This window comes from Agromyces aurantiacus, from assembly GCF_016907355.1.
Taxonomy (GTDB): Bacteria; Actinomycetota; Actinomycetes; order Actinomycetales; family Microbacteriaceae; genus Agromyces; species Agromyces aurantiacus.
In genome coordinates, this window is the sequence record NZ_JAFBBW010000001.1 from 1,068,668 (window position 1) to 1,094,327 (window position 25,660).

Sequence of the window (25,660 nt, forward strand, 5' to 3'; positions counted from 1 at the left end):
CGAAAGGCACGAATCATGGCAACAACCACGCGGCGCATCACGCGCCCGATCATCGGGGGGCTCACCGCGGCCGGCGTGATCGCCGGCGCACTGCTGGCGGGTGCCCCCGCCGCGGTCGCCGAGACCGCCCTGCAACCCGGCGCCGAGCCGACCATCCACACCCAGGAGGCGTTCGACCCCGAGGGTGACTTCACCTCGCGCTGGACCAGGGCCGACGCGATGCAACTGAAGCGCATCTCAGACCCGGACGCGGGCTCCCGGGAGAACTCGATGCCCGAGTCGGTGACCATGCCGACCATCCCGCAGGACTTCCCGGACATGTCGAACGGCGAGGTCTGGGTCTGGGACACCTGGCCCCTGACCGACGAGGCCGGCAACCAGTACAGCGTCGACGGACAGGAGATCATCTTCTCGCTCGTCGCGGACCGGAGCCTCGGCTTCGACGAGCGCCATCAGTACGCGAAGATCGGCTACTTCTCCCGCCCCGCGGGCATCCCGGCCGACGAGCGGCCCGAGAACGGCGGCTGGACCTACGGCGGGCTCGTGTTCGACGAGGGAGTGACGGGGACGATCTTCCCCGACCAGTCGTACTCCCACCAGACCCAGTGGTCGGGATCGGCGCGCGTGTTCAAGGGCGGCGAGATCAAGCTGTTCTTCACGGATGTCGCGTTCTACCGGAACCCCGACGGCACCAACATCAAGCCGTACGACCCGCGCATCGCGCTCAGCGTGGGCAAGGTCCACGTCAACAAGGCCAAGGGCGTGTTCTTCACCGGGTTCGACACGGTGACCGACCTCCTGCAGGCGGACGGCACGTACTACCAGACCGGTGAGCAGAACGAGTTCTTCAACTTCCGCGACCCGTTCACGTTCGAGGACCCGGCGCACCCCGGTGAGACCTACATGGTCTTCGAGGGCAACTCGGCGATGGACCGCGACGGCGCCCGCTGCACGGCCGAGGACCTCGGCTACCGCGAGGGCGACCCCTACGCGGAGACGGTCGACGAGGTGAACGCCTCCGGCGCGACCTACCAGATCGGCAACATCGGCCTGGCGAAGGCGAAGAACAAGGAACTCACGGAGTGGGAGTTCCTGCCGCCGATCCTCTCGGCGAACTGCGTCACCGACCAGACCGAGCGGCCGCAGTTCGTGATCCAGGACGGCAAGTACTACCTGTTCACGATCAGCCACCGGGGCACGTTCGCCGCGGGCCTCGACGGCCCCGAGGGGGTCTACGGGTTCGTCGGCGACGGCATCCGGAGCGACTTCCAGCCCCTGAACTGGGGCTCGGGCCTCGCGCTGGGCAACCCGACGAACCTGAACTTCGCCGGCGGACAGCCCTTCGCTCCCGACTACAACCAGCACCCGGGTCACTTCCAGGCGTACTCGCACTACGTGATGCCCGGCGGCCTGGTGCAGTCGTTCATCGACACCATCGGCACCCACGACGACTTCGTGCGCGGCGGGACCCTCGGGCCCACCGTGAAGATCGACCTGGACGGCGTCTCGTCGGCGGTGGACTACTCCTACGGTGATGGCGGCTTGGGCGGCTGGGCCGACATCCCCGCCAACCTCGACGTCAACAAGGGCGGCGTCCTCCAGTAGGGCGCCTTCGACATGAGGATGCCCCGGGGCCGGCCAGCCCCGGGGCATCCGTCTTCATCGGCGCACGCGGGCGACGCTCAGCATCGCCGCCCGTCGCGTCGCTCAGCCGGCGACGCGGACGAGGAGCTCACCCCCGTCCGTCGTCCCGGCCGAGTTCTCGAGCTCGATCGTATAGCGGTGCTCGCCCGCCGAGGCGCCGGAGATCGCGAACGAGAAGGTGCGCTCGTCGGCGGCGGATCGGTGGACGCGGTCGATCACCCGGCCGTCCTCGAGGAGTCGAACGACCGTCGTCGGCTCGCCGCGTCCGACCTTCACCTTGACCTCGAAGTCGCCGTCGGCGTCCGGGCCCTTGCGCGGGCCGGTGAGCGCCGTGATCTCGGCGGGCGGCGGGGGCGACGCCGCGCCGTCGCGTCCGGCCTCGCGGTACATCGCGCCGTGCATCGGCGTCACCTCGAGCGATTCGAGCCACGCCTCACCGCCCTCCGACCAGAGGCGGATCGCGTCGGCTCCCGCGTTCGGGAACACCTGGTCGGTGATCGTGGTTCGGCCGCCGTCGGCGAACACCTCGACCGAGGACCGGTCGACGTACACGGTCAGCGCGAGTCGACCGTCGTCCAGGACGACCGGAGCATCCTCGATGGAGGCGAAGGCGGGGTGGAAGTCGGTGTTGCCGGAGTCCCGACGGTCGACGAAGAGTCGCTCCGTCCCGGCGTCCCACCCGATCCGCGTGCCGGAGGTGTCATCGCCGAGCACGCTGAGGCCGAACGAGTCGGCGTCGCGCGGGTCGATGACCGCCTCGATGCGCAGCACATCGCCCTCGATCGGCAGGGTCTCCTCACCGGTCGAGATCGGCCGTTCGGAATCCGAGTAGGCGACATCCGGCCGCTCGAGCTGCGCGAACTCGGGCACGACCCGCTGGGTGAGGCGGGGGCCACGCTCGGTCGACACGAGCTCGACGTCGCGGGGGAGCGCCATCGCGCTGCGCCACGATCCGGTCGGGATGTCGTTCGCGTAGTCCCAGTTGTTCATCCAGCCGAGCATCACCCGCCGGCCGTCGGGCGCGCCCGAGAACGAGACGGTCGCGTAGTAGTCCCGGCCCCAGTCGAGCCAGTCGTACCCCTCGATGCGCGGTGCCGCCGCCTCGTCCGAGAACATCACCTGGTCGACGAGGATGTGCCCCCATCCGAACCGGTTGTTGTCGATGAGCCTGACGGATGCCTCCTGCCCGACGTACTCCGAGACGTCCCAGCTCACCCAGTCGAGGTTCTCGCTGTTGCGCCCGGTGGCCGTGCGGACGATCTCGCCGTCGACCACGAGGTTCACCGACGTCTCGTCGGAGCGGGCCAGGGCGGGCTCGCCGCCCAGCACCAGGTGGTCGACGGTGAGGTGGCCCCAGCCGCCGGTCGCGCCGTCGTGCACCTGGAAGCGAGCCTCGCTCCCCGCGAACTCCGAGACGTCCCACGAGCGCCAGTTCAGCTGCCCGGCCTCGGGGCCGGTGGCCGTGCGCACGACCTCGCCGTCGACGAGCAGCCGGACCTCGAGCGACCCGTCGGTCCGCTTGCCGCCGCCGAGGAGGAACGAGAGGTGGTCCTCGCCGGCCTCGATCGCGAACGTCGGCGACGTGAGGTCGCCGACGTTGGCGTCGCCCTTCGGGCCGCCCTCCCAGGTGTTCAGGCGCTTCTGCCCGAGGTAGTAGTCGCCGCCCGCGGTGGACGGGTTGCGCCAGGCCTCGGTGGCGAAGTCGCCGGTGATCTCCCACCCCGTGTCGGCGAGGTTCGTGCCGTCGGCGAACTCGAAGCCGTCGAAGAGGAGGCGGCCCGACGGGGGCTCATTGCCGAGCTGCGTGTCGTCGGCGTGCGGGTGGCCACCGCCGCCGACGAGCAGGTTCACGTGGTCCTGATCGATGGTGAAGCCGGGCGACTCGAGGGTGCCCACCGGCCAGTCACCGTCGTTGAACCCGTTGACGAGCCCGGCGCCGACGAAGCCCGTGACGGGGTTCTGTCCTGGAAGCGTGCCCGACGCGGGCTGAAGGCCCCACGGTCCGTCCTTCCAGTTGCCCGGTTCGTTGCCCACGACCCAGTCGCCCCACGATCCGTCGTCGAACGAGGCGAACACGTCGCCGGGCGGCAGCGCATCGTCCGTCACCGTGCTCTCCGACGTGAAGGTCGTCCCGTCGAAGTCACCGACGAAGTATTGCCCGCCGGAACCGCCCGCGACCGATCCCGGGTTGAGGTTCACGACCAGCACCCACCTGAGGTTCGTCGGGTCGCCGTCGACCGCCATCTGGAACAGGTCGGGGCACTCCCAGATCCCGCCGGTCGCGTTCGCGGGACCGAAGTCGCTGAGGTGCGTCCAGGTCTTGAGATCGTCGCTCCGGTAGAGCACGACCTTGTACTGCGTCGCCTCGACGGCGACCATCACCCAGTACGACTCGCCGCTTGCGGGATCGGTGTACCGGATCACCTTCGGGTCTCGGAAATTGGCCGACCCACGGTCGAGCACGGGGTTGGCGGCATACTTCGTCCAGGTCTGCCCGTCATCGGTGCTGTACGCCAGGGACTGGGCCTGGATGCCGGCGTGCGTGGGGTGCGCGGGCGTGTAGGCGCTGGTGTAGATCGCGACCATAGCCGGGTCGTCGGCCGTGCCGAAGCCGCTCGTGTTCCCCTCGTCGACCACCACGGAGCCGGAGAAGATGTCCTCGATGGCGACGCCGCCATCATCGAAGGTCTGCGGGATCGCGAGCGGCTGCTCCTCCCAGTGCACGAGGTCCGGGCTCGTCGCGTGGCCCCAGCTCATATTGCCCCACCTGGTGCCCTCGGGGTTGTGCTGGAAGAACAGGTGCCAGGTGCCGTCGTGGTACACGAGGCCGTTCGGGTCGTTCATCCAGTTCTGCTCGGGGGAGAAGTGCAGGTACGGGCGGTACTGCTCGTCGGCTGGATCGACCGACGCCGCCGTCGCGGGCGGGAGGCCCCCGAGTGCCGTCGCGCTCGCGATCGCGGCGGCGATCGCGAGCGGCTTCCATCTTGATACCGTCGTCATCGACTGGTTCGCCCTTCATTGCGCGTGTCACGTCCGATACGTGACATCGTTGTCAGGAATCGGAGGCGACGCTACGCATTGTCCGGCGGACAAATCAAGGGGGTCGGGGACCGCGAGCCGACCAGGCTCGAACCGAGCCGAGTCGGGGGCCGATTCGGGCAGGGTCGGCCCGATCCGGCGGTGGCGACCAGGCGCGACGGACGACGGCCACCGCGCACGGGTCCGCGGCGGCCGCTCCGGCTCGTCAGCTCGGAACGATCTCCGCCGTGCCCGGCGACCGGAGCAGTGCACCGTCATGCCGGACGGTCGCCGCCGCGATACCCATGGCCTCGTCGAGCACTGACGCCCACTCGACTGCCGTTCCGGGCACGCCGTCCCGGGCCAGGCGTCGGACGACCGCCGACAGCGTCGCGTCTCCGGCGCCCATCGTGTCGATGACCGGGCCGGGAAGGTCGACGATGTCGGCGTGCAGGCTCGCCTCGCCATCGATGATCGTGGCGCCGTCGCGCCCCGCCGTCGAGAGCACGATCGGGTGGGGGTCGCCACGGAACCGGCCGACGAAGTCGTCGAGCGCCTCCCCCGCGAGGAGGTCGGCGTCCTCATCACCCGCCTTGACCAGCAGCGAACGGGCCGCCGCTCGCTCGAAGTTCGCGAGGAAACGAGCGCGATCGCGCAGCATGCCCGCGCGCGGGTTGCCGTCGACGATGAGTCGCCGCTCCGAGTCGCCGACGGCGTCGAGCAGGGCGTCGACCTGCCCGTCATCGTCGAACGGATAGCAGCTGACCACGACGAGGTCGGCCTCGTCGATGGCGGAGCGCACGTCGCCGCCGAACTCGATGCGCCGGTGGCGTGCCGCCTCGTTGAACTCGTATCGGGGCTCGCCGCCCTCGGACCGATCGGAGACGGCTCGCGATGTGCCCAGGGCGGACGGGCTCTCGATGAGCCGGACGCCGAACTCGTGGAGGAACGTGCGGATCCGGTCCGCGGGTTCGTCGTCTCCGAGCATGGCGATCAGCGTGGCGTGCTGCCCCAGCAGCGCCAGACCGACCGCGACGTTCAGTGCGGCACCGCCGACGAACTCCCGAGAGCCGCTCGGGTCGCGCAGTTCGTCGATGAGCGCGTCGCCGATGACGGCGATTCGAGCAGTGCGGGGGGTGGAGCTGGTCATGTCATCCTTCCGGTCGGGGCGTGATCTCGCCGGACCCGCGCTCGATCAGTCGGGTCGGTACGACCGTGCGCGTCGCCGGCGAGGTGTCGCCGTCGAGCCGAGCGAAGATCCGTTCGGCTGCGATGCGGCCGATGTCCTGCGGTGCCTGGGCGATGACGGTGATGCCCGGATCCAGCAGGTCACCGAGCGGCACGTCGTCGAATCCGACCAGTGCGGTGTCGCGGTGGCGACCGAGCTCGCGGAGCGCGCGGATGACGCCGATGGTCACCAGGTTCTGGCTCGAGAACACCGCCGTGGGGAGTTCGTCGCCGCGGAACAGGTCGAGGGTCGCGTGCCGGGCGGACTCGGCATCGTGCAGCCCTTCGATGACGGGGATGCCGCGGGTCGGAACGCCGGCCGCGCCGAGTTCGTCGAAGAAGCCACGACGGCGCTCCTGCGCCGTGCGGATGTTCGGACGATCGCCGAGGTACGCGATCCGGCGATGGCCCCGTTCGAGCAGGTGCCGGGTCGCCGCGCTCGCGCCCGCGGCGTTGTCGCTGACCACGCTGTCGGAGGTGATTCCGGCCGGCTCGCGGTCGACGAAGACGACGGGGGTGCCACGGCGCAACTCGGGCGCGAGGTACGCCTGGCTCTCCGACACCGTTGTCAGGATGAGTCCGTCCACTCGGCGCCGGAGGAACGTCGACACCGCCTGCTGCTCCCGGTCGGGGTCGTCGTCGAGGCTCGAGGCGAAGACGGCCACGCCGCGCTCGAGCGCGGCGTCCTCGATCGCACGATGCATCGAGCCGGCGAACGGGTTGTCGACGCTGCTCACGAGCAGGCCCAGCGTCCGCGACCGACCATCGGCCCGGCGCAGGTTCCCGGCCTGCAGGTCGGGTTCGTAGTCGAGAGTGCGCGCCGCGGCGAGCACCTTCGCGGTGGTCGCCGCAGAGACGTTCGGTTCGCCGTTGATGACGCGCGAAACCGTCTTGATGCCCACGCCGGCGAGGGCTGCGACATGGCGCATCGTGGGTCGCGCGCGGGCGGGTTCAGCGGCCGGACCACTGTTTGACAACGGTGTCACGTTTCGGTCTCCAATGCGGGGGTCGGACTTGACTATACACATCGCGATCCGCTAGACCTACCGTGACATCGTTGTCAAACGGGCATCGATGCCCCCACACCAGGAGGAGATTCACCGATGAATCACGCACGCTCCGGCGCGCTCGGCCGCCGACTGCTCGTCGCCGGTTCCATCACCGCGACCGCCGCGCTCGCATTCACCGGCTGCGCCTCGTCGGGCGGTTCCGCCCAGGGCGCGAGCGGCGACGAGACCATCAGCGTCTCGCTCATCACCAAGACCGATACGAACCCGTTCTTCGTCGCCATGCAGCAGGGCGCCGAGGACATCGCCGACGAGTTGGGCGTCGAGCTGACGCTCGCGGCGGGCTCCGAGGACGGCGATGAGGACTCGCAGATCCAGGCCATCGAGAACGCGATCTCGCGCGGCGACGCCGGCATCCTGATCACGCCGAACGGCCCCGCGGTCGAGGACGCCCTCGTCAAGGCCCGCGACGCCGGCCTCTACGTCATCGCGCTGGACACGCCCCCGTCCGACCCCGAGTCGGTCGACATCACGTTCGCCACCGACAATTACCTGGCCGGCCAGGAGATCGGGAAGTGGGCCGCGGCGAAGCTCGACGGCGAGAAGGCGACGATCGCCATGATCGACCTCTTCGACGACAAGGTCGTCTCCGTCGACGTCGCCCGCGACCAGGGCTTCCTCGACGGTATGGGCATCGACCTCGCGGACGAGACGAAGAACGGAGACGAGGAGTCGACCGGAACCTACTCCGGCGGCGACTACGAGATCGTCGGCAACGAGGCCTCGCAGGGTGCCGAGGATGGCGGTCGCTCCGCCGCCGAGACGCTGCTGTCGAAGAACCCGGACATCAACGTCGTCTACACCATCAACGAGCCGGCCGCTTACGGCGCCTACGAGGCGTTCAAGGCCGCGGGCAGCACCGACGGGCTCATCGTCGTCTCGGTCGACGGCGGCTGCGCGGGCGTCGACGCGGTGACCGAGGGCATCATCGGGGCGACGAGCCAGCAGTACCCGCTGAAGATGGCGGAGCTCGGCGTCCAGGCCGTCTACGACCTCGTCACCACCGGTGAGACCCCCGAGGTCAGCGAGGGGCTCGACTTCTACAACACGGGCGTCGCGCTCGTCACCGACGACCCGCAGGACGGCGTCGAGTCGATCGACACCGCCGAGGCCGGCGACATCTGCTGGGGCTGATTCCGACGGCCGCGTGAGCGCGCGGTCGGGCGACGGATGCCTTGGCAGCCGATCCGCCCGACCGCGCGCCCCGCGCGCAGCATCCGCCACCTCTCGCACTCTCGGAACGGAGCCAACGTGACTCAGCACACGACCGAGCCGTCGACATCGGCGCTCGACCTGGCCGAGGAATTCCTCGACCGCACCACCCCGCTCAGCCGCATACGCAACACGCTGCACCGGCACCCGGCCATCAGCCCGGCCATCGTGCTCGTCGTCGCGGTGATCGTGTTCGGCCTGCTCAACGATCGATTCCTCAACCCGACGAACCTCTCGCTCATCACCCAGCAGGTCGCCGTCGTCGGCACCATCGCCGTCGCCCAGACGCTCATCATCCTCACGGCGGGAATCGACCTGTCGGTCGGCGCCGTCATGGTGCTGAGCTCGATGGTGATCGCGCAGACCACGGTGCAGATGGGCCTCCCCGCCGTCCTCGGCCTCTTCCTCGGTCTGGTCGTCGGCATGGCCGCCGGCGCGCTCAACGGCGCACTCGTGACGCGTCTGAAACTGCCGCCCTTCATCGTCACGCTCGGCACGCTCAACATCTTCCTCGCCCTCACCCTGCTCTACTCGGGCGGCGCCACCGTCCGGGGAGGCGAGATGCCCGAACTGCTCACCTGGACCGGCGCGACCTTCCCGCTCTTCGGCGTCAACATCTCGGTCGGCGTGATCATGATGCTGCTGCTCTACGTCGTCATGTCCTACGTCCTGCACAAGACGGCGTGGGGACGCCACGTCTACGCGGTCGGCGATGATCGCGAGTCGGCGCGCCTGGCGGGCATCAGCGTGAACCGGGTGCTCATGAGCGTCTACCTCGCGGCGGGTGCGATCATCGCGATCGGCGCCTGGATTCAGATCGGCCGCTCGAACGCGGCGTCCCCGAACGCGGGCGCCGACCTCAACCTCGACTCGATCACCGCCGTCGTGATCGGTGGCACCAGCCTCTTCGGCGGACGCGGAACCGTGTGGGGCACGCTGCTCGGCGCCCTCATCGTCGGCGTCTTCCGCAACGGCCTCGCCCTCGCCGGACTCGACGTGCTCTGGCAGACCTTCGCGGTCGGCGTCCTCATCGTCGTGGCGGTCTCCGTCGACCAGTGGATCAGGAAGGTACGCGCATGAACGCCGATCGGACCGTGAACGAGACATCCGCAGAGGTTGCGGCGAACGAGGACGGCCGCGAGCCGATCCTCCGCGCACGCCGACTGGTCAAGACGTTCGGTCGGGTGGTGGGTCTCGACGGGGTGAGCCTCGAGCTCTACCCGGGCGAGGTGCTCGCCGTGATCGGCGACAACGGCGCCGGCAAGTCGACCCTCATCAAGTGCCTGACCGGCGCGGAGATCCCCGACGAGGGCCAGATCTGGCTGGATGGCCGCGAGGTGCACTTCAAGCGCCCGCAGGACGCGCGCGCCGCCGGCATCGAGACCGTCTACCAGAACCTCGCGGTCTCGCCGGCCCTCGACGTGGCATCGAATCTCTACCTCGGTCGCGAGATCCGCAAGAAGGGCGTGCTCGGCTCGGTCTTCCGCCTCGTCGACCAGAAGGGCATGCGGGAGAGCGCGAAGCGCGAACTCACCTCGCTCGGGATCTCGACCTTGCAGGATGTCACGGTCGCCGTCGAGAACCTGTCGGGCGGCCAGCGGCAGGCCGTCGCCGTCGCCCGCGCGGCGGCGTTCGGCTCGAAGGTCGTCGTGCTCGACGAGCCCACCGCGGCGCTCGGCGTGCGCGAGTCGAACCAGGTGCTCGAGCTCATCATGAGCCTGCGCGACCGTGGCATCCCGGTCATCCTCATCTCGCACAACATGCCGCACGTGTTCGAGGTGGCCGACCGCATCCACGTGCAGCGCCTCGGCAAGCGTGCGGCGACGATCACGCCGCAGTCGCACACCATGACCGATGCGGTGGCGATCATGACGGGAGCGAGCAAGGGATGAGGGACGCCACGGAGGGCGGGACGGTCGAGCTCGTCGCCGAGTTCACGGCGCTGCCCGGTCACGAGGACGAGGTCGAGGCGCTGCTCGCGGACCTGGCGGTCGCAGTTCGAGCCGAGCCAGGATGCCTCGTGTTCGACTCCTACGCCGTGACCGCCCCACCGCCGGTGGCGGAGGAGGCGGCCGCACCCGCCCCCGACGGGCGACGCTTCGTCGTCGTCGAGTCGTACCGCGACACCGAGGCGTTCGAAGCGCACCTCGGGCAACCTCACGGCGCGGTGTTCAACGCGGCGCTCGGGCCGCTGATCGCGGAGCCGACCGGATCGGTCCTGCGATTCCTGCGGCCGGTGCGATAGGGGTCGCTCCGGCGACGGAACGCGGCGGGCCGCGCGAGTCAGGACTCGCGCGGCCCGCCGGCGTCCCCGGTGTCGCCCGCGCGACGCGGGGCGGTTCGAGCCGCCGTCGCCCTGGTCGTCGGGTCCGATCAGCCGCAGCTCAGGGTGCGGTCCAGTCGAGCAGGAGGTCGAGGACGGCCTCGGGTCGTTCGAGCGCCGGGAGGTGTGCGACGTCCGGCAGCGTCTGCGGAGCAGGTCAGCGGATGGCGCGGGTGCGCTCTATCGCCACCCGAGCCCCGGCGCCACATGCGTCAGGATCGACTCGAGCACGTGCGCGTTGTAGTCGACGCCCAGCTGGTTGGGCACGGTGAGCAGGAGGGTGTCGGCGGCCGCGATCGCCTCGTCCTCGCGCAGCTGCTCGATGAGGACATCGGGTTCGGCGGCGTAGCTGCGGCCGAACACCGCACGGAAGTCGTCGATCACGCCGAACTGGTCGGAGCGGTCGCCGCCGCCGACGAAGTACCGGCGGTCCAGGTCATTGACGATCGCGAAGATCGAGCGGCTCACCGAGACGCGCGGCTCGCGCTCATGCCCCGCCTCGGCCCAGGCCGCGCGGAACGCCTCGATCTGCTTGCGCTGCTGCACGTGGAAGGGCTCGCCCGACTCATCCTCCTTGAGCGTCGAACTCATGAGGTTCATGCCCTGCTCGGCCGCCCACACGGCGGTCGCGTCGGAACCCGCGCCCCACCAGATGCGGTCGCGCAGGCCGGGCGACTGCGGCTGGATGCCGAGCGGCCCCGGGTGCGGGTTCGGGAACATCGGGCGCGGGTTCGGCTCGGCGAACCGTGCGCCGTCGATGACCTTCAGGAACACCGTGGTGTTGTCGCGCGCGACATCCGCCATCGTCGACCCCTCGGGGGCCTCGTAGCCGAAGTAGCGGTAGCCCTCGATGACCGACTCGGGTGAACCACGCGAGACGCCCAGCTGCAGGCGGCCGCCCGCGATGAGGTCGGCGGCGGCGGCATCCTCGGCCATGTACATCGGGTTCTCGTAGCGCATGTCGATCACGCCCGTGCCGAGCTCGATGCGACTCGTCTTCGCACCCGCCGCCGCGAGCAGGGGGAACGGGCTCGCGAGCTGGTTCGCGTAGTGGTGCACGCGGAAGTAGGCGCCGTCGGCACCGACCTCCTCGGCCGCGACCGCCAGGTCGATCGACTGCAGCAGCACATCCGACGCCGATCGCGTCTGCGAGCCGGGGGAGTCCGACCAGTGGCCGAACGAGAGGAAACCGATGCGCTTCATATGGGGCTTCAACGCTGGGCGCGGCGGGGCATTCCACGGATGGCGCGGACGGCCCGGTGCGCCAACCGACCGAATCGGACCACGATAGTCGGGTGCGCGCGCTGCGCGACGAGCAGGCTGGAGGTCGAAAGGGGGGTCACCGTGATCGGGGCATTGAACGGACTCGTCGAGCACATCGAGTCGCACCTCACCGAGGAGATCGACATCGCGGCTCTGGCGGCCGACGCCGGCACGACGGAGTACCACCTGCGCCGGATGTTCTCGTCGCTGGCCGGCATGCCGTTGTCGGAGTACATCCGACGACGACGCATGACCGTCGCAGCGTCGGAAGTGATCGCGGGCCGCGAACTGCTCGACGTCGCCGTGCGGTCCGGGTACGGCTCGGCCGAGGCCTTCGCCCGGGCGTTCCGCTCGGTGCACGGCGTCGGCCCCGGCGACGTGCGCCGAGACGGTGGTCCCCTTCGCAGCCAACCACAACTCAGGTTCCGCCTGACGATCGAAGGGAACACGCCCATGGACACTCGCATCGCCGATCGACCCGGCTTCCGACTCGTCGGGCACGCCGCGCGCGTGCCGCTCATCCATGACGGACCCAACCCGCACATCCAAGCGCACATCGCCTCGCTGCCGGAAGCCGAGCACCTTCGGCTGAAGGTACTCGGGGACACCGAACCGACGGGCATCCTGCAGGTGACCGACGACGTCGATCCGGATTCCGCCGAGGGCACCGAACTCACTTACCTGCACGGCGTCGCCGTCGCCGACGGGACGCCGGTGCCCGACGACCTCGACGTGATCGACGTCGCCGCGGGCACGTGGGCGGTGTTCCGCGCCTCCGGGCCGTACCCGGCGGCGCTCCAGGCGACCTGGGCGGCGACCGCCGCCGACTGGTTCCCGTCGAACCCGTGGCGGCTCCGGCCGGGCCCGTCGATCGTGGCCGTGCTCGACCGTGCCGCCGACTTCAGCACCGCGACCACCGAGCTGTGGCTGCCGGTCGAACGCGCCTGAGGCGAGGGCAGGTGCGCGCGCCGGCCGCGTTCAGCCGTGGTCGGCGCGCCGGCGCGGCTCCGACTTGGCGCGGACGTGCACGCTCTCGCCCTGACGTCCGAAGAGGCTGAGCACCTCGGCCGGCGTGCCGTCGGCGCTGCCGAACCAATGCGGCAGCCGGGTGTCGAACTCGGCCACCTCGCCCGCGCCCATCACCAGGTCGTGCTCGCCGAGGATGAGCCGCATCCGCCCGGAGAGCACGTAGAGCCACTCGTAGCCCTCGTGGCTCTTGGGCTCGGGCCGGCTCTGGCCGGCGGGGATGAGGATCTTCCACGCCTGCACGCCGCCGGGGTTCGGCGTCAACGGGATGACCGTGCGGCCGTGCACCCGGCGCGGCTTCAACCGCACCCGAGGGTCGCCGACCTCCGGTGCACCGACCAGTTCGTCGAGCGGGACGCGATATGCCTGGGCGAGGGGGAGCAGCAGTTCCAGGCTCGGCCGGCGCTGACCCGTCTCGAGGCGCGACAGCGTGCTCTTGGAGATGCCGGTCGTCTCGGAGAGCTCGCTGAGCGTCAGCCCGCGCTGGGATCGCAGGCGCTTGAGCCGCGGACCGACGGCGTCCAGGGCCGCCTCGATGGGCGTCGTGTCATCCATTCACCCATTCCACCGCGCGCGTCCCGGAAACGGCAACAGAAGTTGCTGCACTGAACGGAGGCATCCATGGTGGCACTATGAGTCGATTCGATGTCGTGATCATCGGCGGAGGCGCCGCCGGCCTGACCGCCGCGCTCGTCCTGCTCCGCGCGCAACGCGCGGTCGCCGTCGTCGATGCGGGCACGCCCCGCAACGCACCGGCCCAGGCCATGCACGGGTTCCTCTCGCGCGACGGCACGCCGCCGCGCGAACTGATCGCCGCCGGGCGGCAGGAGGTCGAGCACTACGGCGGCGTGCTGATCGACGACACCGTGACCGGTGCCGAGGCCGCCGAGACACCCGGCTTCCGCGTGCGGCTCGCCAGCGGCCGCGACCTGGCGGCTCGGAAGCTCCTCGTCGCGACCGGACTGACCGACCACGTGCCCGACCTCCCCGGCATCCGCGAGCGGTGGGGTCGTGACGTGCTCCACTGCCCGTACTGCCACGGCCACGAAGTCCGCCACCGGTGGCTGGGAGTGCTCGGGGGTGATGCCGACGCCGTGCAGCACGCGCTGCTCATCCGGCAGTGGTCGGAGGATCTCACCCTCTTCTCGCACACGGAGACCGTGAGCGACGAGCAGCGCGCGCGGCTCGCCGCCCGCGACATCCGCATCGTCGAGGGCGCGGTCGCCGGGCTGGTCGTGCGAGACGACCGTCTCCGCGGCGTCGAACTGGCGGATGGCACCGTGATCGCCCGCGACGCCGTCTTCGTCCGGCCACGATTCATCCCGAACAGCGCCCTGCTGACCCGGCTCGGCTGCCGGACCGACGAGCACGGCTGGGTCGAGCACGATCCCACCGGCCGCACGTCCGTACCCGGGGTCCGGGTCGCGGGCAACGCCGCCGACCCCAGGGCCCAGGTGATCACCGCGGCAGGCCAGGGCTCGGCCGCCGCGATCGCCCTCAACGCCGAACTCGTCGACGAGGACGTCGAGCAGGCGCTCGCGGCGCGATCCGCCCGCTGACGGTCCTTCCGTCGCCCCATCACACCCCCCATCGACCCCACCGCAGAACGAGGAGAACACCCATGCCCGCTACCGAATCCACCACGACGGCCACGTCGCGGCCGTTGCCGCCTCCCACCACCCATCAGCTGGCCCTGATGATCTGGATCGCGGTCTTCCCGACCCTCACCGCCCTCAACCTGATCCTCGGGCCTGTGCTCGACGGCATGCCCACCGTGCTCCGCACGCTCGCCCTCTCGACGATCGCGGTGCCCATCGTGATCTACGGGATCATGCCGTGGCTGCATCGCGCCCGCCGCGCCCTCGTCGCGCGCCTCGCCGCACGGCGCACTTCCTGAGTGCGGTGCGCGCGCCGAGCGTCAATCATCCGGACGATTCGCGGTCGATCGCCGGCACCTAGCGTTGCAGCATGGAATCGCGGATCGCCCCGTCGGAGTTGCGACGGTTCATCGGCAGCACCGAGGACTCGGTCTCGCCGAGGGCCGTCGCCGGGCTGTACGGACGAGCCGAGATGCTCGCGCGGCTGCCGCTGCGGGTGCAGCGCTGGATCGTGTCGAAGGCCCGCGGCCCCGAGTACATGGGGTTCGTCGTGGAGCCGTACTGCACCTTCCTGGCGTACGAGATCCGCGACGAGGCCGCCGCGAGCCGGTTGCTCCCGCCCGGCTATCGCCTGCTCGCGACCTCGATGTTCGAGGGCGAGACGCAGCGCACCTGTGCGATCCTCGGCGCGTTCAACGTCCATGCCTCGGTCTTCTGGGGTGCTCGCGTCGAGCTCTACCTGATCGCGGAGAACCTGCGGACCGGGATGCTCACGTGGGTGATCTGCGACGTCGAGTCCAACACCATCAACTACGACCCCGGCCAGGGGTTCTCCCCTGCGACGACGGATCGCGCGATCGTCACGACGTCGCACGCCGGCGAGGTGATCGTCGACATCCGAAGCCGCGAACGTCCGAACGACCTGGTACTCACCGCGCGCCTCGAGGACGCCGCCATGCGATCGCTCGACCAGCGACTGTGGGTCGAGGGCAACCTGTCGGTCGACTACGGCGGACGGCTCGCCCACGAGGGTTCGGAGCCGTTCGGCCTGGTGTTCGACCCCGGCGAGATGAGCCGGGCGCTGCACCTGCCGATGGACTCGGTCGTCGTCGAGCGGAACACGTTCGGCGCCGAGTTCCTGGCCGAGTCGCCCTTCTCGGCGGCGTGCTTCCCCTTCGCGCAGCACTTCCTCACGACGAGCTACCCCCGGTCGAGCCCGATCCGGGACGAGCGGGCCCTGGCCGACCTGGTCCGCGTCCAGGCGGATCAGGCGCGCTGACGAGTGACCGTCAGCCGGCGACGCGCATGACGAGGGCGAGGAACGCGGCCGCCTCAGCGGGAGCGGATGACTCGGGCACCGTCACCTGCGCGAGGTTCACGCCATCCGTCGCGATGATGCGATCGAGGCCGCCGGGATGCTCTTGCAGCACCGCCGCGGACGCGCCCTCGACCTCGATCGGCGCCGCGTCGGTCAGGCGGGCCATGGCCCAGCCTCCACCCGGCGTGAGATCCGTGGTGAAGCCGGGTGGATCCGACCAGGTGCAGCGCGCGAAGCCCACGGCCGCCTCGGCGCCCAGCGGGATGGGTCCGAGGTAGCCGCCCGAGGTCTGGCCAGTCGTGGCCCCCGGGGCATCCGTCGACGTCTCGTCGGCCAGTGCGTCGGCCAGCGCCGTGCAGTCGAGCGGATGCCACGTGCCGGCGGGCAGTTCGACCGGCGTGGACGGGTACTCGCTCGCTCGCTGCTCGACCAGTGCCGCGACCGCATCGATGCCGTCGGCGGGGAGGAGGCCGGATCCGTCCTCGACCTGCAGGAGTCCGCCCAGCCAATATCCCGCGGTGACCCGCCCGAAGTAGCACGCGCCTCCCGTGCCAGCGGCATCCTGCCCCCAGCAGGTGAGCCCGCCCGGATACGAGAACTCGGCGATCTGGTCCTCGAGTCCACCGGCGGGGATGACGGTGAGCACGGCTGAGAAGGCGTAGTCGCCGCCGCCCCATCCGCACGTGATCCCGCCCAGCACGTCGACGGGCGAGACGCTCCCGCCGGTCTCGGGGTCGATCCGGATCACGTCGGCCCCGACGAGTTCGTCGATCTCGGCCTCGGTGACCATGGCGTTGCAGTCGCCGCCGAACGCGAACGGCGGCGGCTCGCCGGGCGCGACCGCAACCGCGTGCGCCGCGGGCGCGGGGTCCTCGGGCGCGATGGTCGCGGGCAGATCGGCGGACGGGGAGGCGGCGCACCCGGCCAAGAGCAGCACGGCGGCCGCCGCGGGGGCCAGGTGTGAGGGACGAGGCACTCGACGACCGTATCGTGCGCTCACCAAAGGTCGGGCTTGACGTTCCTGCGTTCTGTATACAAAATACTGAGTGCCGGACACGCCGGCGAACGACCAACGACGGAAGAGGTGGGGCGCGATGCGCCGTGCGAACTCAATGACGAGGCGTCTGCTCGCAGCCGGCGCGATCAGTGCGATGACGATCGGCCTGGCGGCGTGCAGCGGGGGAGGCGGCGGCGCATCCGACGAGGACACCGTGGTCTGGTCCACGTGGGGCACGCCCGAGGAGCTGACCCGCTTCGAGGAGTTCAACACGGACTTCATGGAGCGCCACCCCGACATCACGGTCGAGCTGCAGCCGGTGGCGAGCTACGGCGACTACCACTCCAAGCTCCTCGCGCAGCTCACGAGCGGCACCGCACCCGACGTCTTCTACATCGGCGACGACATGCTCGGGCAGTTCGTCGACGCCGACGTGCTCCTCCCGCTCCGCGACCTGATGGAGTCGGACGAGAGCCAGACCAAGCCGGACGACTTCTTCCCGGGCCTGTTCGGCGTCGCGGAGCGCGACGGCGAGTACTACGCCGCCCCCAACGACTCGAACCCCGACGTGCTCTGGTACGACAAGGCGGCGCTGAAGGCGGCGGGCATCACCGAGGACCCGGCCACCCTCGCCGAGCAGGGCGAGTGGACGACCGAGAAGTACCTCGAGATGAACGACCAGCTCGCGAAGGCCGGCCTCATCGGCTCGATGTTCTGGAACTACTGGGCCACGCACTACAGCTGGATCTCGGCGCAGGGCGGCACGGCCTACGACGAGGACGGCACGTTCGTCGGCAACACCGACCCCGCCACCGTCGACGCGGTGACGACGCTCGGCGAGGAGTTCCAGGACGGCACGTTCGTCGTCGCCGACACCATGCCCGAGGGTGCGGGAGCCGACAGCGTCTTCGTCACGCACGGCGCGGGATTCTTCGTGCAGGGCCGCTACACGATCGGCACGCTGACGAGCGCCGGCGTCGAGGACGACTACGACATCGTCCGCTGGCCCACGCCCGACGGCGCCGAGGCCCCCACGGGGGTGGCCGCGTCGTACCTCGCCATCAACGGCCGCACCGAGGCGACGGATGCCGCGTTCACCTTCTGGACCGAGTTCCTCTCGGCCGAGGGGCAGACCTTCCGCCTCCAGGGCGGCGGCAACGCCGTGCCGTCCATCTCGGGCGCGGACGACGTGGTGCTCGAGGACGGCTACCCGGCGCACGCGCAGAGCTTCCTCGACATGCGCGACATCGGCTTCGCGAACCACCCCGCCGAGGCGCGCGTGCCCGGCCTGTCGGGCGACATCAGCGCGCTGTTCCTCGAGCTCTACGAGGGCAAGGCCGACGCGCAGGCGACGCTCGACGCCGTGGCCGACCTCGTCGCCGAGCAGTCGGGGGAGTGAGTCGACCCATGGCGATCACGACGGGCGGCGCGACGGGGACTCCCGTCGCGCCGCCCGCGCCCGCAACGCAGCCCGCCGCGCCCGCGACTGCCGAGTCCGGCGCCTCGCGGCGCGGCGCGACCGGCCCCCGCCGCGAGGCCGCCTGGCGCCGCCGCGACCGCCGGTGGGGCTACGTCTTCGTCGCGCCCCAGCTCGTGGGCATGGCCGTCTTCGTGCTGCTGCCGTTCGCCGCGAGCCTCGTGCTCGCGTTCGCGTCGTGGAACGGGCTCACCGCGCTCGAGTGGGTCGGCTTCGACAACTTCGCGGCGCAGCTCCAGGACGAGCTGCTCCTGAAGTCGATCGTCAACACGCTCCTGATCGCGCTGATCACGGTGCCCGTCGGCCTCGGCCTCGCGGTCGTCGTCGCCGTGGCGCTCGAGCGGCTGCGCACGCGCACGCTCTACCTGATCCTGTTCTTCGCCCCCGTGGTCACGAGCACCGTCGCCGTGGCCATGATCTGGCAGCAGCTCTTCCGCGCCGACGGGGTGCTCAGCACCGCGATCGCGAGCGTGTTCGGCGTCGCCCCGCCGGACTGGCTCAACGACCCGAGCCTCGCCCTCCTCGCGGTGTGCATCGTGTCGATCTGGTCGTCGCTCGGCCTCAACGTGATCATCTTCCTCGCCGGGCTGCAGAACATCTCGCCGTCGGTCATCGAGGCCGCGCGCATCGACGGCGCAGGCGCGTGGCGGCTGTTCCGCAGCATCCGACTGCCGCTGCTCTCGCCGATCGTGTTCTTCTCGTCGATCGTCGCGTTCATCTCGTCGCTGCAGACCTTCGACACGGTGTTCGTGCTCACCGCGAACGCGGGGCCCGACAACGCGACGCGCACGATCGTCTACCACATCTACGACCTGGGCTTCGGGCGGTTCGAGTTCGGGCCCTCCAGTGCCGCCTCCGTGATCCTGCTGCTGCTGACCCTCGTCATCACCGCGATCCAGTTCGGCGCGCAGAAGAAGTTCGTGCACTACGAGGACGACGCCGCATGACCGCCGCAGACCTGATCCCGCCGCTCGTCGGCGAACCCGACGTCGAGCGCGTCGACGCCGAGCGCGCCGGCCGCGTCGGCCGCCCCGGACGGGACCGCACCCGCCGCTCGCTCGGACGCATCCTCATCCACGCGGCCCTCGCCGTCGCGGGCTTCGCGATGGTCTTCCCGTTCGTCTGGATGCTGCTGACCTCGTTCAAGACGCTCCCGCAGCTGCTCCAGGATCCGCTGAGCTTCTGGCCCGACCCGTGGACGCTCGACAAGTACGTCGACGCGTGGAACGCCGTGCCGTTCGGGCAGGCGTACCTGAACAGCATCTACATCTGCGTGCTCGCGGTCGTGGGCACGCTGCTCACCGCGTCGATGGCGGGCTACGCGTTCGCCCGCATCCGCTTCCGGGGTAGCCGGGTGCTGTTCATCGTGTTCCTCGCGACCCAGATGATCCCGAAGCAGGTCACGCTGATCCCGTTCTACCTGCTGATGGCGAAGTTCGGATGGGTCGACTCCCACCTCTCGCTCATCGTGCCGGCGATGCTCGTGAACCCCTTCGCGGTGTTCCTCATGCGCCAGTTCGTGCTCAGCCTGCCGAAGGAGCTCGAGGAGGCCGCGCTCGTCGACGGCGCGGGTCGCTGGCGCACGTTCTGGACGATCATCCTGCCGAACCTCAAGCCCGGTCTCGGTGCGCTCGGTATCATCGTCGCGCTCGACGTGTGGAACAGCTTCCTGTTCCCGCTCGTGCTGCTGAACTCGCCCGACCTGTTCACGGTGCCGCTGCTGCTCGCGAGCTTCCGCGGCCAGTTCGGCTCGGTCGACTACGGGCTCGTCATGGCGGCGTCGGCGCTCGCCACGATCCCGATGCTCGTGGCGTTCGTGATCGGGCAGCGGCGAATCCTGAACAGCATGGCCGCCTCGGGGCTGGGCGGGCGATGAGCGTCACCTCGGTCGCCGCGCGCCGCGTCGTGGGGCGAGCGGATGCCGCATCCGCCGCCGCACGCGCGGGCGCGCACCTCGACCTCGTGCGGGCCCCGTTCACGCTGCCGCGCTCGCGGATCCTCATGCTGCGCGAGGGCGACCGGCTGCGCGTGCACACGTCGGAGTACGAGCGCTCGCTCGCCGAGTGCGTTGCGCTCGACGCGCTCGAGGTGTGCGACGCCGCCGGGGCGCCCCTGCCGATCACGCGCGTGCTGCCGCACGTCATCGAGTTCGGCGGCGGGGCGACGCTCACCTTCGCGGGCACGACGGCGTGGTCGGTGGGTGTGCCGGCCGGCGGTGTCGCCGTCGTGCGCTGGACCGGGCGGGCCGGCGAGGAGGCGGAGGAGCTCCGGATCGGCGGGCGGCACGCGGCATCCGTCGTGTTCAGCCTCGACGCGTCGCGCGAGGTCGAGTTCGCGCGATCGGACCGCCACGACGAGCACCTCGAGGCGACCCGCCGGGTCTGGCTCGACTGGTTCGCGAACTGCCCGGCGGTGCGGCCCGACCTGGAGGACATGGCCGCGTTCTGCTGGTGGGTGCTCGGCGCCAACGTGGTCGAGCTGCCGCACCTCGGCGACGCGCGCGCCGTCGTGCCGTCGAAGATCGGCTACGTCGGCCTCTGGCAGTGGGACGCGTACTTCATCGCCGTCGGCCTGCGCCACGGCGACCCCGAGCTCGCACGCGAGCAGCTCGACCTGGCCCTGCGGTTCCCGACCCCCGAGGGGCAGCTGCCGGACGTGGTGCACGAGGCGGGCATCCTCGCAAGCAGCGACGACCTGCCCGCCGCCGACCGCGAGACGCTCCGCCGCGCCGGTTCGGCCGTCGCCGACCCGTCGGCGCCCGTGCCGCTGACCAAGCCGCCGCTCGCGGCCTGGGCGCTTCGCAAGGTGCTCGAGGCCGACCGCGCCCGCGGCGACGACGCCCAGATCGCCGACTGGGCGCGCCGCATGATCGCCACCATCCGCCGCTCGCAGGACTGGTGGTTCGCCCGATCCGACCTCGACGGCGACGGCCTGCCCGAGTACGGGCACCCCTACTCGTCGGGCCTCGACGACAGCCCGGTGTTCGACGGCCCGCTGCCGACGACGACGCCCGACCTCGCGGCCTACCTCGTGCGGCAGGACCTCGAGCTCGCCGCGCTCGTCGAGCGGTGGGGCACGGGCGCCATCGCCGGCCGGGGCCCCGAGGCGGATCGCGCGGCCGCGGCATCCGCGCATCGCGAGCGCGCGCAGCGGACGCTCGAGCGCCTGCTCACCCTCTGGGACGAGCCCCGCGGACGATTCCGGTCGCTCGCCGCGGGCGAGCCCGTCGACAGCGACACGATCGTCGGCCTCATGCCGCTGCTCACCGGCGGCCTGCCCGAGGCCATCGTCGACCGCCTCATCACCGCACTCGACGACCCGCGCCGGTTCGCCACGCCTTGGCCGATCCCGACCGTGGCCGTCGGCGACCCCGACCACGACCCGCAGCGGATGTGGCGCGGCCCGGTCTGGGTCAACACCAACGCGCTCGTCGCCGAGGGCCTCGAGCGCTCCGGCCACGGCGAGCGTGCGCGCCGGCTCGCCGAGCGCACGGTCGAGCTCGTCATCCACGCCGGCGGGCCGCATGAGTACTTCGAACCGAACACCGGCGAACGGGCCGCGACCGCGACCACCGCCTTCGGATGGTCCGCAGCACTGTTCCTCGACCTCGCGGTCGCCCTCTCGCACGACTGAGCGATCCGCATCCGCATCGGCGCCCCGCCGACGCATCCCCCTTCCGACAAAGGAGTCACATGAAACGCCTCACCCTGCTCGCCCCCGCCGCCGCGCTCGCCCTGCTCTCGGGGTGCGCGATGGGCGGCACGGGCGCCGCCGCACCCGTCGAGCTCGACCCCGACGCGACGCCGACCGGCGAGATCACCGTCTGGTCGTGGGATGTCGCGGCGACCGCGCTCTCGCGCCTCGCCGACGAGTTCGAGGCCGAGCACCCCGGCACGTCGATCGAGGTCGTCGACGTCGGCTACGACAACGCCTACGACAAGCTCTCCGTCGGCCTGCAGGCGGGCAGTGGACTGCCCGACGTCGTCACCATCGAGACCGACCGCGCGCCCGGCTACATCGCGGAGTTCCCGACCGGGCTCGTCGACCTCACCCCCGTCTTCGCCGAGCACGAGGCGGAGTTCGACCCGTTCAAGTGGTCGGCGCACAGCGACGCCGACGGGGCGCTCGAGGTCGTGCCGTGGGACTCGGGCACGGTCGGCCTCTTCTACCGCGCCGACTACTTCGAGGCGGCCGGCGTGGACCCGGCCTCGCTCGAGACCTGGGACGACCTGATCGAGGCCGGCGAGCGGATCAAGGCCGAGACCGGCCACACGCTGCTCTCGCTCGACGTCGCGACCGGCGGCGGCTTCCAGATGCTGCTCCAGCAGCAGGGCCAGGGGCTCTTCGACGAGCGGGGCGACATCACGGTCGCCTCGCCGGAGGCGGTCGAGGCCCTCACGCTCCTGAAGACCATGAACGAGCGTGGGCTGCTGAAGAACGTGAAGGGATGGGATGGCCGCGTCACCTCGGCGAAGAACGGCGACTCCGCCGTCACGCCCGAGGCGGTCTGGTGGATCGGCACCCTGCTCGGCGATGCGCCCGAGCTCGCCGGCACCTACGGCGTGACCGAGCTGCCGGCCTTCGAGGAGGGCGGCGTGCGCACCTCGAACTCGGGCGGCTCCGGGCTCGCCATCCCGGCGCAGGCCGAGAACCCCGACCTGGCTGCCGCGTTCATCGAGTACGCGCTCGCCGACGCCGACCACCAGGCGTCGATGATGGCCGAGGAGGGCCTGTTCCCCTCCTACCTGCCCGCGCTCGAGGACGAGTACTTCTCGGCGTCGCAGGAGTACTTCGGCGGCCAGCCCGTGTACGAGCTCTTCGCGGAGCAGACCGCGCAGATCCCGAGCATCACCTTCACGACCGACAACGCCGAGGCGAGCGACATCGTCGCGAACGCGGTCGTCGCCGCCGTGCTGAACGGCGCCGACCCGGCGACCGTGCTGCAGGATGCCGCGGAGCAGATCGCCACCGCGACCGGCCGCGAGATCGCCGAGTAGCCGTGGCCTCCACCTCACTCGTGCTGCGCGAGCGAGGCGGAGCCGAGACGACACGCCGGCGGGCGCTGGGGCGCAGGCTCCAGCGCCCGGGGGCGTGGTTCTCGCTTCCGGCCGCGGTGCTGCTCGTCGTCTTCTTCGCCTACCCGCTCGCGACCTCGCTGTGGCAGAGCCTGCACGCGACCGCCGGCGGCGTCACCACCTGGGTCGGGCTCGAGCAGTACGCGCGACTGTTCGAGGACCCGCTCGTGGGCAAGAGCCTCGCGAACGCCGGGATGATCCTCGTGGTGCAGGTGCCGCTCATGATCGGCCTCGCGGTCGGGCTCGCCTACCTGCTGAACCAGGCGTGGCTGCGGTTCCGCGGGGGATTCCGGCTGCTGGTCTTCCTCCCCGCGGTCACCACGCTCGTCGCGTACGCGGTCGTGTTCCGGGTCATGCTCGCGACCGACGGCGGCGCGATCAACCAGCTCATCGGCCTGGTCGGCATCGCGCCGGTCGACTGGCTGAACAACGAGTGGTGGGCGCGCGTCGCGCTCATCGCGGCCATCACGTGGCGCTGGACCGGCTACAACATGGTGATCATCCTCGCTGGACTCCAGTCGATCCCGGCCGAGCTCTACGAGGCCGCCCGAATCGACGGTGCGGGGCGCTGGCAGACCTTCACGAGGGTCGTGCTCCCGCAGCTGCGTCCCGTGCTGATCTTCACAACCGTCACGTCGACCATCGGGGCCCTGCAGCTCTTCGACGAGAACTGGATCCTCACCGAGGGCGGCCCGAACGATGCCACGCTCACGCCGGTGCTCTACCTCTACAAGGTCGGCTTCCGGCAGTTCGACTTCGGCTACGCCTCGGCGATCGCGTGGCTGCTCGTGGGGATCACCGCGGTCATCGCGTTCGTGCAGTTCCGACTCATGAGGGAGAAGCCATGACCGTCGCACCCATCCGGCCCGCGGTCCGCGAGACGATCGCCTCATCGCGCGCCGTCGCGCCGGCATCCCGAGTGCGCCGTGCCGTGCTGCGGTCGCCGGTCTACCTGGCGCTCGCCGTCGCCGCCGTGGTCTCGGTGCTGCCCTTCGCGTGGATGGTCATCGCCTCGACCCACACCACGGCCGACCTCTTCGCGACGCCGCTGCCGGTGCTGCCGGGCGGCGAACTGTGGGCGAACCTCGCGCGCCTCGAGGAGTCGGTGCAGTTCGGGCGCGTGATGCTGAACAGCGCGCTCATCGCGGTGATCTATACGGTCTTCAGCTCGATCGTGAGCGTCATGTGCGGCTACGGCCTCGCGACCTATCGGTTCCGCGGTCGCGGGGTGCTGCTCGGCATCGTGCTCGTGACGATGATGATCCCGATGCAGGTGCTGCTCGTGCCGCTGTTCCAGATGATGGCCAGCGCCGGATGGATCGACACCTACCAGGCCGTGATCCTGCCGTTCCTCGCGAACGCGTTCGGCATCTTCCTCATGCGCCAGGCGTTCCTGGACTTCCCGGTCTCGCTCGTCGAGGCCGCGCGCATCGACGGCGCCGACGAGCTCCGCACGTTCTACCGGATCGTGCTGCCGGTGGCCCGCCCGCAGGTCGCGGCGCTCATCATCTACACGTTCATCAGCCAGTGGAACGCGTTCATCTGGCCGTTGCTCATGCTGAACACCGAGTCGAACTACACGGTGCCCGTGGCCCTCAACACGATGATCGGGCTCTCGCGCGTCGACTACTCGGGGCTCATGCTCGGGTCGCTGCTCGCGACGCTCCCGCTGATGCTGCTGTTCCTGGTCTTCCAGCGGCAGTTCGTGACGGGCCTGCTCGGGGGAGCGGTCAAGGGGTGACGCCTCGTCAGGCGGTGAAGTACGCGCTCGAGGCGTTCTCGACGATGCGTCGCATGCCGTTCATCCAGTTCGCCTTCAACGCGATGGATGCCGCCGCCACGTCGCCCTGTGCGAGGTGCCGGGCGATCTCGGCATGCTCGGCGGCGACGCGCTCGACCATCACGTCGTTGGGCACGAGCAGCGACTCGTACCGGTGGAAGGCGCCGCGCGTGCTCTCGATGACCTCGAGCAGCCGGCGGTTCGGACACGCGGAGAGCATGATGGCGTGCCACTCGTCGTCCTTCGTGACGACGAGTGCGTGCTCGACGACCTCCTGCTGGAACTCCGCGCTGAGCTCCTCGAGCCGACGGCCGATGGCCGTCAGCTCGTCGCGGGGGGTCAGCTCGAGGGCGAGGGTCTCCAGCGCGGCCATGACCGGGGCGAGCTCCTCGAACTCCGTGGCGGAGAGCGGCACGAAGCGGAAGCCCTTGCCGTTCTCGCTCGTGATCTGCCCCTCGCTCTCGAGGGCGATGAGCGCCTCGCGCAGCGGCGTGCGGCTGACGCCGAGCTCGGCGGCGAGCTGCACCTCGTTGATGCCCTCACCCGGGCGCACCTGCCCGGCGCGCATGCGCGCGAGCAACTCGTCGCGCACCTGCGAACGCAGGTTCTTGCGTTCGATCGCCATCCATCCTCCA

Annotated in this window: 23 protein-coding genes; 16 read left to right on the forward strand and 7 right to left on the reverse strand. The window is 70.5% G+C overall.

From position 1 onward, the window contains the following. Positions 1 to 15: 15 nt before the first annotated feature. Entirely contained in the window at positions 16 to 1,605 is a 1,590-nt protein-coding gene (locus tag JOD46_RS05000; protein ID WP_204392086.1) for a glycoside hydrolase family 68 protein, read from the forward strand. A gap of 102 nt (positions 1,606 to 1,707) precedes the next feature. On the opposite strand, the gene JOD46_RS05005 is transcribed toward JOD46_RS05000, so the two are convergent. The 3 genes from JOD46_RS05005 to JOD46_RS05015 form a co-directional block, all read right to left on the reverse strand. Continuing rightward, entirely contained in the window at positions 1,708 to 4,644 is a 2,937-nt protein-coding gene (locus JOD46_RS05005) for a GH32 C-terminal domain-containing protein (protein WP_204392088.1), read from the reverse strand. A 244-nt stretch (positions 4,645 to 4,888) separates the two neighbouring features. Then, complete coding sequence (locus JOD46_RS05010) at positions 4,889 to 5,812, reverse strand: PfkB family carbohydrate kinase (RefSeq protein WP_204392090.1); 924 nt, start codon at positions 5,810 to 5,812, stop codon at positions 4,889 to 4,891. Between the two features lies 1 nt (position 5,813). After that, positions 5,814 to 6,818, reverse strand: a complete 1,005-nt coding sequence (locus JOD46_RS05015) for a LacI family DNA-binding transcriptional regulator (protein ID WP_204392092.1) — start codon at positions 6,816 to 6,818, stop codon at positions 5,814 to 5,816. Positions 6,819 to 6,992: 174 nt separating this feature from the next. On the opposite strand from JOD46_RS05015, the gene JOD46_RS05020 reads away from it, so the two are divergent. The 4 genes from JOD46_RS05020 (at position 6,993) to JOD46_RS05035 (ending at position 10,413) form a co-directional block, all read left to right on the forward strand. Then, positions 6,993 to 8,090, forward strand: a complete 1,098-nt coding sequence (locus JOD46_RS05020; protein ID WP_204392094.1) for a substrate-binding domain-containing protein — start codon at positions 6,993 to 6,995, stop codon at positions 8,088 to 8,090. A 117-nt stretch (positions 8,091 to 8,207) separates the two neighbouring features. After that, positions 8,208 to 9,248 (forward strand): ABC transporter permease, encoded by a 1,041-nt coding sequence (locus JOD46_RS05025; protein ID WP_307834914.1) that lies wholly within the window; start codon positions 8,208 to 8,210, stop codon positions 9,246 to 9,248. Further along, positions 9,245 to 10,060, forward strand: coding sequence for an ATP-binding cassette domain-containing protein (locus JOD46_RS05030; RefSeq protein WP_204392098.1), 816 nt, complete (start codon positions 9,245 to 9,247; stop codon positions 10,058 to 10,060). Before JOD46_RS05025 ends, JOD46_RS05030 begins: the two co-directional genes overlap by 4 nt. Next, positions 10,057 to 10,413 carry a putative quinol monooxygenase gene (locus tag JOD46_RS05035; protein ID WP_204392100.1) on the forward strand — a complete coding sequence of 119 codons (357 nt, stop codon included), beginning with the start codon at positions 10,057 to 10,059 and terminating at the stop codon, positions 10,411 to 10,413. Before JOD46_RS05030 ends, JOD46_RS05035 begins: the two co-directional genes overlap by 4 nt. A 258-nt stretch (positions 10,414 to 10,671) precedes the next feature. Here the strand turns inward: JOD46_RS05035 and JOD46_RS05040 are convergent, their stop codons facing one another. Beyond that, positions 10,672 to 11,694, reverse strand: a complete 1,023-nt coding sequence (locus JOD46_RS05040) for an LLM class flavin-dependent oxidoreductase (protein ID WP_204392102.1) — start codon at positions 11,692 to 11,694, stop codon at positions 10,672 to 10,674. Positions 11,695 to 11,835: 141 nt separating this feature from the next. Here JOD46_RS05040 and JOD46_RS05045 point away from each other — a divergent pair, with 141 nt between their 5' ends. After that, entirely contained in the window at positions 11,836 to 12,702 is an 867-nt protein-coding gene (locus tag JOD46_RS05045) for an AraC family transcriptional regulator (protein ID WP_204392104.1), read from the forward strand. A gap of 30 nt (positions 12,703 to 12,732) precedes the next feature. On the opposite strand, the gene JOD46_RS05050 is transcribed toward JOD46_RS05045, so the two are convergent. Continuing rightward, complete coding sequence (locus tag JOD46_RS05050) at positions 12,733 to 13,335, reverse strand: helix-turn-helix domain-containing protein (RefSeq protein WP_204392106.1); 603 nt, start codon at positions 13,333 to 13,335, stop codon at positions 12,733 to 12,735. Positions 13,336 to 13,412: 77 nt separating this feature from the next. Here JOD46_RS05050 and JOD46_RS05055 point away from each other — a divergent pair, with 77 nt between their 5' ends. The 3 genes from JOD46_RS05055 to JOD46_RS05065 all read left to right on the forward strand — a co-directional run bounded on the left by JOD46_RS05055 (position 13,413) and on the right by JOD46_RS05065 (position 15,657). Beyond that, positions 13,413 to 14,339 carry an NAD(P)/FAD-dependent oxidoreductase gene (locus JOD46_RS05055; protein WP_204392108.1) on the forward strand — a complete coding sequence of 309 codons (927 nt, stop codon included), beginning with the start codon at positions 13,413 to 13,415 and terminating at the stop codon, positions 14,337 to 14,339. Between the two features lie 62 nt (positions 14,340 to 14,401). Next, complete coding sequence (locus JOD46_RS05060) at positions 14,402 to 14,677, forward strand: putative antibiotic biosynthesis monooxygenase (protein WP_204392110.1); 276 nt, start codon at positions 14,402 to 14,404, stop codon at positions 14,675 to 14,677. Positions 14,678 to 14,748: 71 nt separating this feature from the next. Next, positions 14,749 to 15,657 carry a hypothetical protein gene (locus JOD46_RS05065; RefSeq protein WP_204392112.1) on the forward strand — a complete coding sequence of 303 codons (909 nt, stop codon included), beginning with the start codon at positions 14,749 to 14,751 and terminating at the stop codon, positions 15,655 to 15,657. 10 nt (positions 15,658 to 15,667) lie between these two features. On the opposite strand, the gene JOD46_RS05070 is transcribed toward JOD46_RS05065, so the two are convergent. Next, the gene (locus JOD46_RS05070) at positions 15,668 to 16,672 is read right to left on the reverse strand and encodes a hypothetical protein (RefSeq protein WP_204392114.1); all 1,005 of its coding nucleotides are present in this window, start codon (positions 16,670 to 16,672) and stop codon (positions 15,668 to 15,670) included. Between the two features lie 175 nt (positions 16,673 to 16,847). Between JOD46_RS05070 and JOD46_RS05075 the strand changes: the two genes are divergently transcribed. The 7 genes from JOD46_RS05075 to JOD46_RS05105 are packed head-to-tail and all read left to right on the forward strand — an operon-like array spanning position 16,848 to position 24,986. Further along, complete coding sequence (locus tag JOD46_RS05075) at positions 16,848 to 18,092, forward strand: ABC transporter substrate-binding protein (RefSeq protein WP_239562590.1); 1,245 nt, start codon at positions 16,848 to 16,850, stop codon at positions 18,090 to 18,092. Between the two features lie 8 nt (positions 18,093 to 18,100). Further along, complete coding sequence (locus tag JOD46_RS05080; RefSeq protein WP_204392118.1) at positions 18,101 to 19,117, forward strand: carbohydrate ABC transporter permease; 1,017 nt, start codon at positions 18,101 to 18,103, stop codon at positions 19,115 to 19,117. Beyond that, positions 19,114 to 20,046 carry a carbohydrate ABC transporter permease gene (locus tag JOD46_RS05085; RefSeq protein WP_204392120.1) on the forward strand — a complete coding sequence of 311 codons (933 nt, stop codon included), beginning with the start codon at positions 19,114 to 19,116 and terminating at the stop codon, positions 20,044 to 20,046. The genes JOD46_RS05080 and JOD46_RS05085 overlap by 4 nt, the downstream gene beginning before the upstream one ends. After that, positions 20,043 to 21,803, forward strand: coding sequence for an amylo-alpha-1,6-glucosidase (locus JOD46_RS05090; RefSeq protein ID WP_204392122.1), 1,761 nt, complete (start codon positions 20,043 to 20,045; stop codon positions 21,801 to 21,803). The genes JOD46_RS05085 and JOD46_RS05090 overlap by 4 nt, the downstream gene beginning before the upstream one ends. 59 nt (positions 21,804 to 21,862) lie before the next feature. Continuing rightward, positions 21,863 to 23,167 (forward strand): ABC transporter substrate-binding protein, encoded by a 1,305-nt coding sequence (locus JOD46_RS05095; protein ID WP_204392124.1) that lies wholly within the window; start codon positions 21,863 to 21,865, stop codon positions 23,165 to 23,167. A gap of 2 nt (positions 23,168 to 23,169) precedes the next feature. After that, positions 23,170 to 24,093 (forward strand): carbohydrate ABC transporter permease, encoded by a 924-nt coding sequence (locus tag JOD46_RS05100; RefSeq protein WP_307834915.1) that lies wholly within the window; start codon positions 23,170 to 23,172, stop codon positions 24,091 to 24,093. After that, positions 24,090 to 24,986, forward strand: coding sequence for a carbohydrate ABC transporter permease (locus JOD46_RS05105; RefSeq protein ID WP_204392126.1), 897 nt, complete (start codon positions 24,090 to 24,092; stop codon positions 24,984 to 24,986). The genes JOD46_RS05100 and JOD46_RS05105 overlap by 4 nt, the downstream gene beginning before the upstream one ends. Positions 24,987 to 24,993: 7 nt before the next feature. Here JOD46_RS05105 and JOD46_RS05110 read toward each other — a convergent pair whose 3' ends face one another. Continuing rightward, a complete protein-coding gene (locus tag JOD46_RS05110) occupies positions 24,994 to 25,650 on the reverse strand; it encodes a GntR family transcriptional regulator (RefSeq protein ID WP_204392128.1) in 657 nt (218 codons plus the stop codon). Between the last annotated feature and the right edge of the window lie 10 nt (positions 25,651 to 25,660).

Excerpts from the sequence above, each read along its gene's own strand:
- JOD46_RS05000 (WP_204392086.1), top strand. The coding sequence starts at position 16 with ATGGCAACAACCACGCGGCGCATCACGCGCCCGATCATCGGGGGGCTC.
- JOD46_RS05005 (WP_204392088.1), bottom strand. The coding sequence starts at position 4,644 with ATGACGACGGTATCAAGATGGAAGCCGCTCGCGATCGCCGCCGCGATC.
- JOD46_RS05010 (WP_204392090.1), bottom strand. The coding sequence starts at position 5,812 with ATGACCAGCTCCACCCCCCGCACTGCTCGAATCGCCGTCATCGGCGAC.
- JOD46_RS05015 (WP_204392092.1), bottom strand. The coding sequence starts at position 6,818 with ATGCGCCATGTCGCAGCCCTCGCCGGCGTGGGCATCAAGACGGTTTCG.
- JOD46_RS05020 (WP_204392094.1), top strand. The coding sequence starts at position 6,993 with ATGAATCACGCACGCTCCGGCGCGCTCGGCCGCCGACTGCTCGTCGCC.
- JOD46_RS05030 (WP_204392098.1), top strand. The coding sequence starts at position 9,245 with ATGAACGCCGATCGGACCGTGAACGAGACATCCGCAGAGGTTGCGGCG.
- JOD46_RS05035 (WP_204392100.1), top strand. The coding sequence starts at position 10,057 with ATGAGGGACGCCACGGAGGGCGGGACGGTCGAGCTCGTCGCCGAGTTC.
- JOD46_RS05040 (WP_204392102.1), bottom strand. The coding sequence starts at position 11,694 with ATGAAGCGCATCGGTTTCCTCTCGTTCGGCCACTGGTCGGACTCCCCC.
- JOD46_RS05050 (WP_204392106.1), bottom strand. The coding sequence starts at position 13,335 with ATGGATGACACGACGCCCATCGAGGCGGCCCTGGACGCCGTCGGTCCG.
- JOD46_RS05055 (WP_204392108.1), top strand. The coding sequence starts at position 13,413 with ATGAGTCGATTCGATGTCGTGATCATCGGCGGAGGCGCCGCCGGCCTG.
- JOD46_RS05060 (WP_204392110.1), top strand. The coding sequence starts at position 14,402 with ATGCCCGCTACCGAATCCACCACGACGGCCACGTCGCGGCCGTTGCCG.
- JOD46_RS05065 (WP_204392112.1), top strand. The coding sequence starts at position 14,749 with ATGGAATCGCGGATCGCCCCGTCGGAGTTGCGACGGTTCATCGGCAGC.
- JOD46_RS05075 (WP_239562590.1), top strand. The coding sequence starts at position 16,848 with ATGACGATCGGCCTGGCGGCGTGCAGCGGGGGAGGCGGCGGCGCATCC.
- JOD46_RS05080 (WP_204392118.1), top strand. The coding sequence starts at position 18,101 with ATGGCGATCACGACGGGCGGCGCGACGGGGACTCCCGTCGCGCCGCCC.
- JOD46_RS05085 (WP_204392120.1), top strand. The coding sequence starts at position 19,114 with ATGACCGCCGCAGACCTGATCCCGCCGCTCGTCGGCGAACCCGACGTC.
- JOD46_RS05090 (WP_204392122.1), top strand. The coding sequence starts at position 20,043 with ATGAGCGTCACCTCGGTCGCCGCGCGCCGCGTCGTGGGGCGAGCGGAT.
- JOD46_RS05095 (WP_204392124.1), top strand. The coding sequence starts at position 21,863 with ATGAAACGCCTCACCCTGCTCGCCCCCGCCGCCGCGCTCGCCCTGCTC.
- JOD46_RS05105 (WP_204392126.1), top strand. The coding sequence starts at position 24,090 with ATGACCGTCGCACCCATCCGGCCCGCGGTCCGCGAGACGATCGCCTCA.
- JOD46_RS05110 (WP_204392128.1), bottom strand. The coding sequence starts at position 25,650 with ATGGCGATCGAACGCAAGAACCTGCGTTCGCAGGTGCGCGACGAGTTG.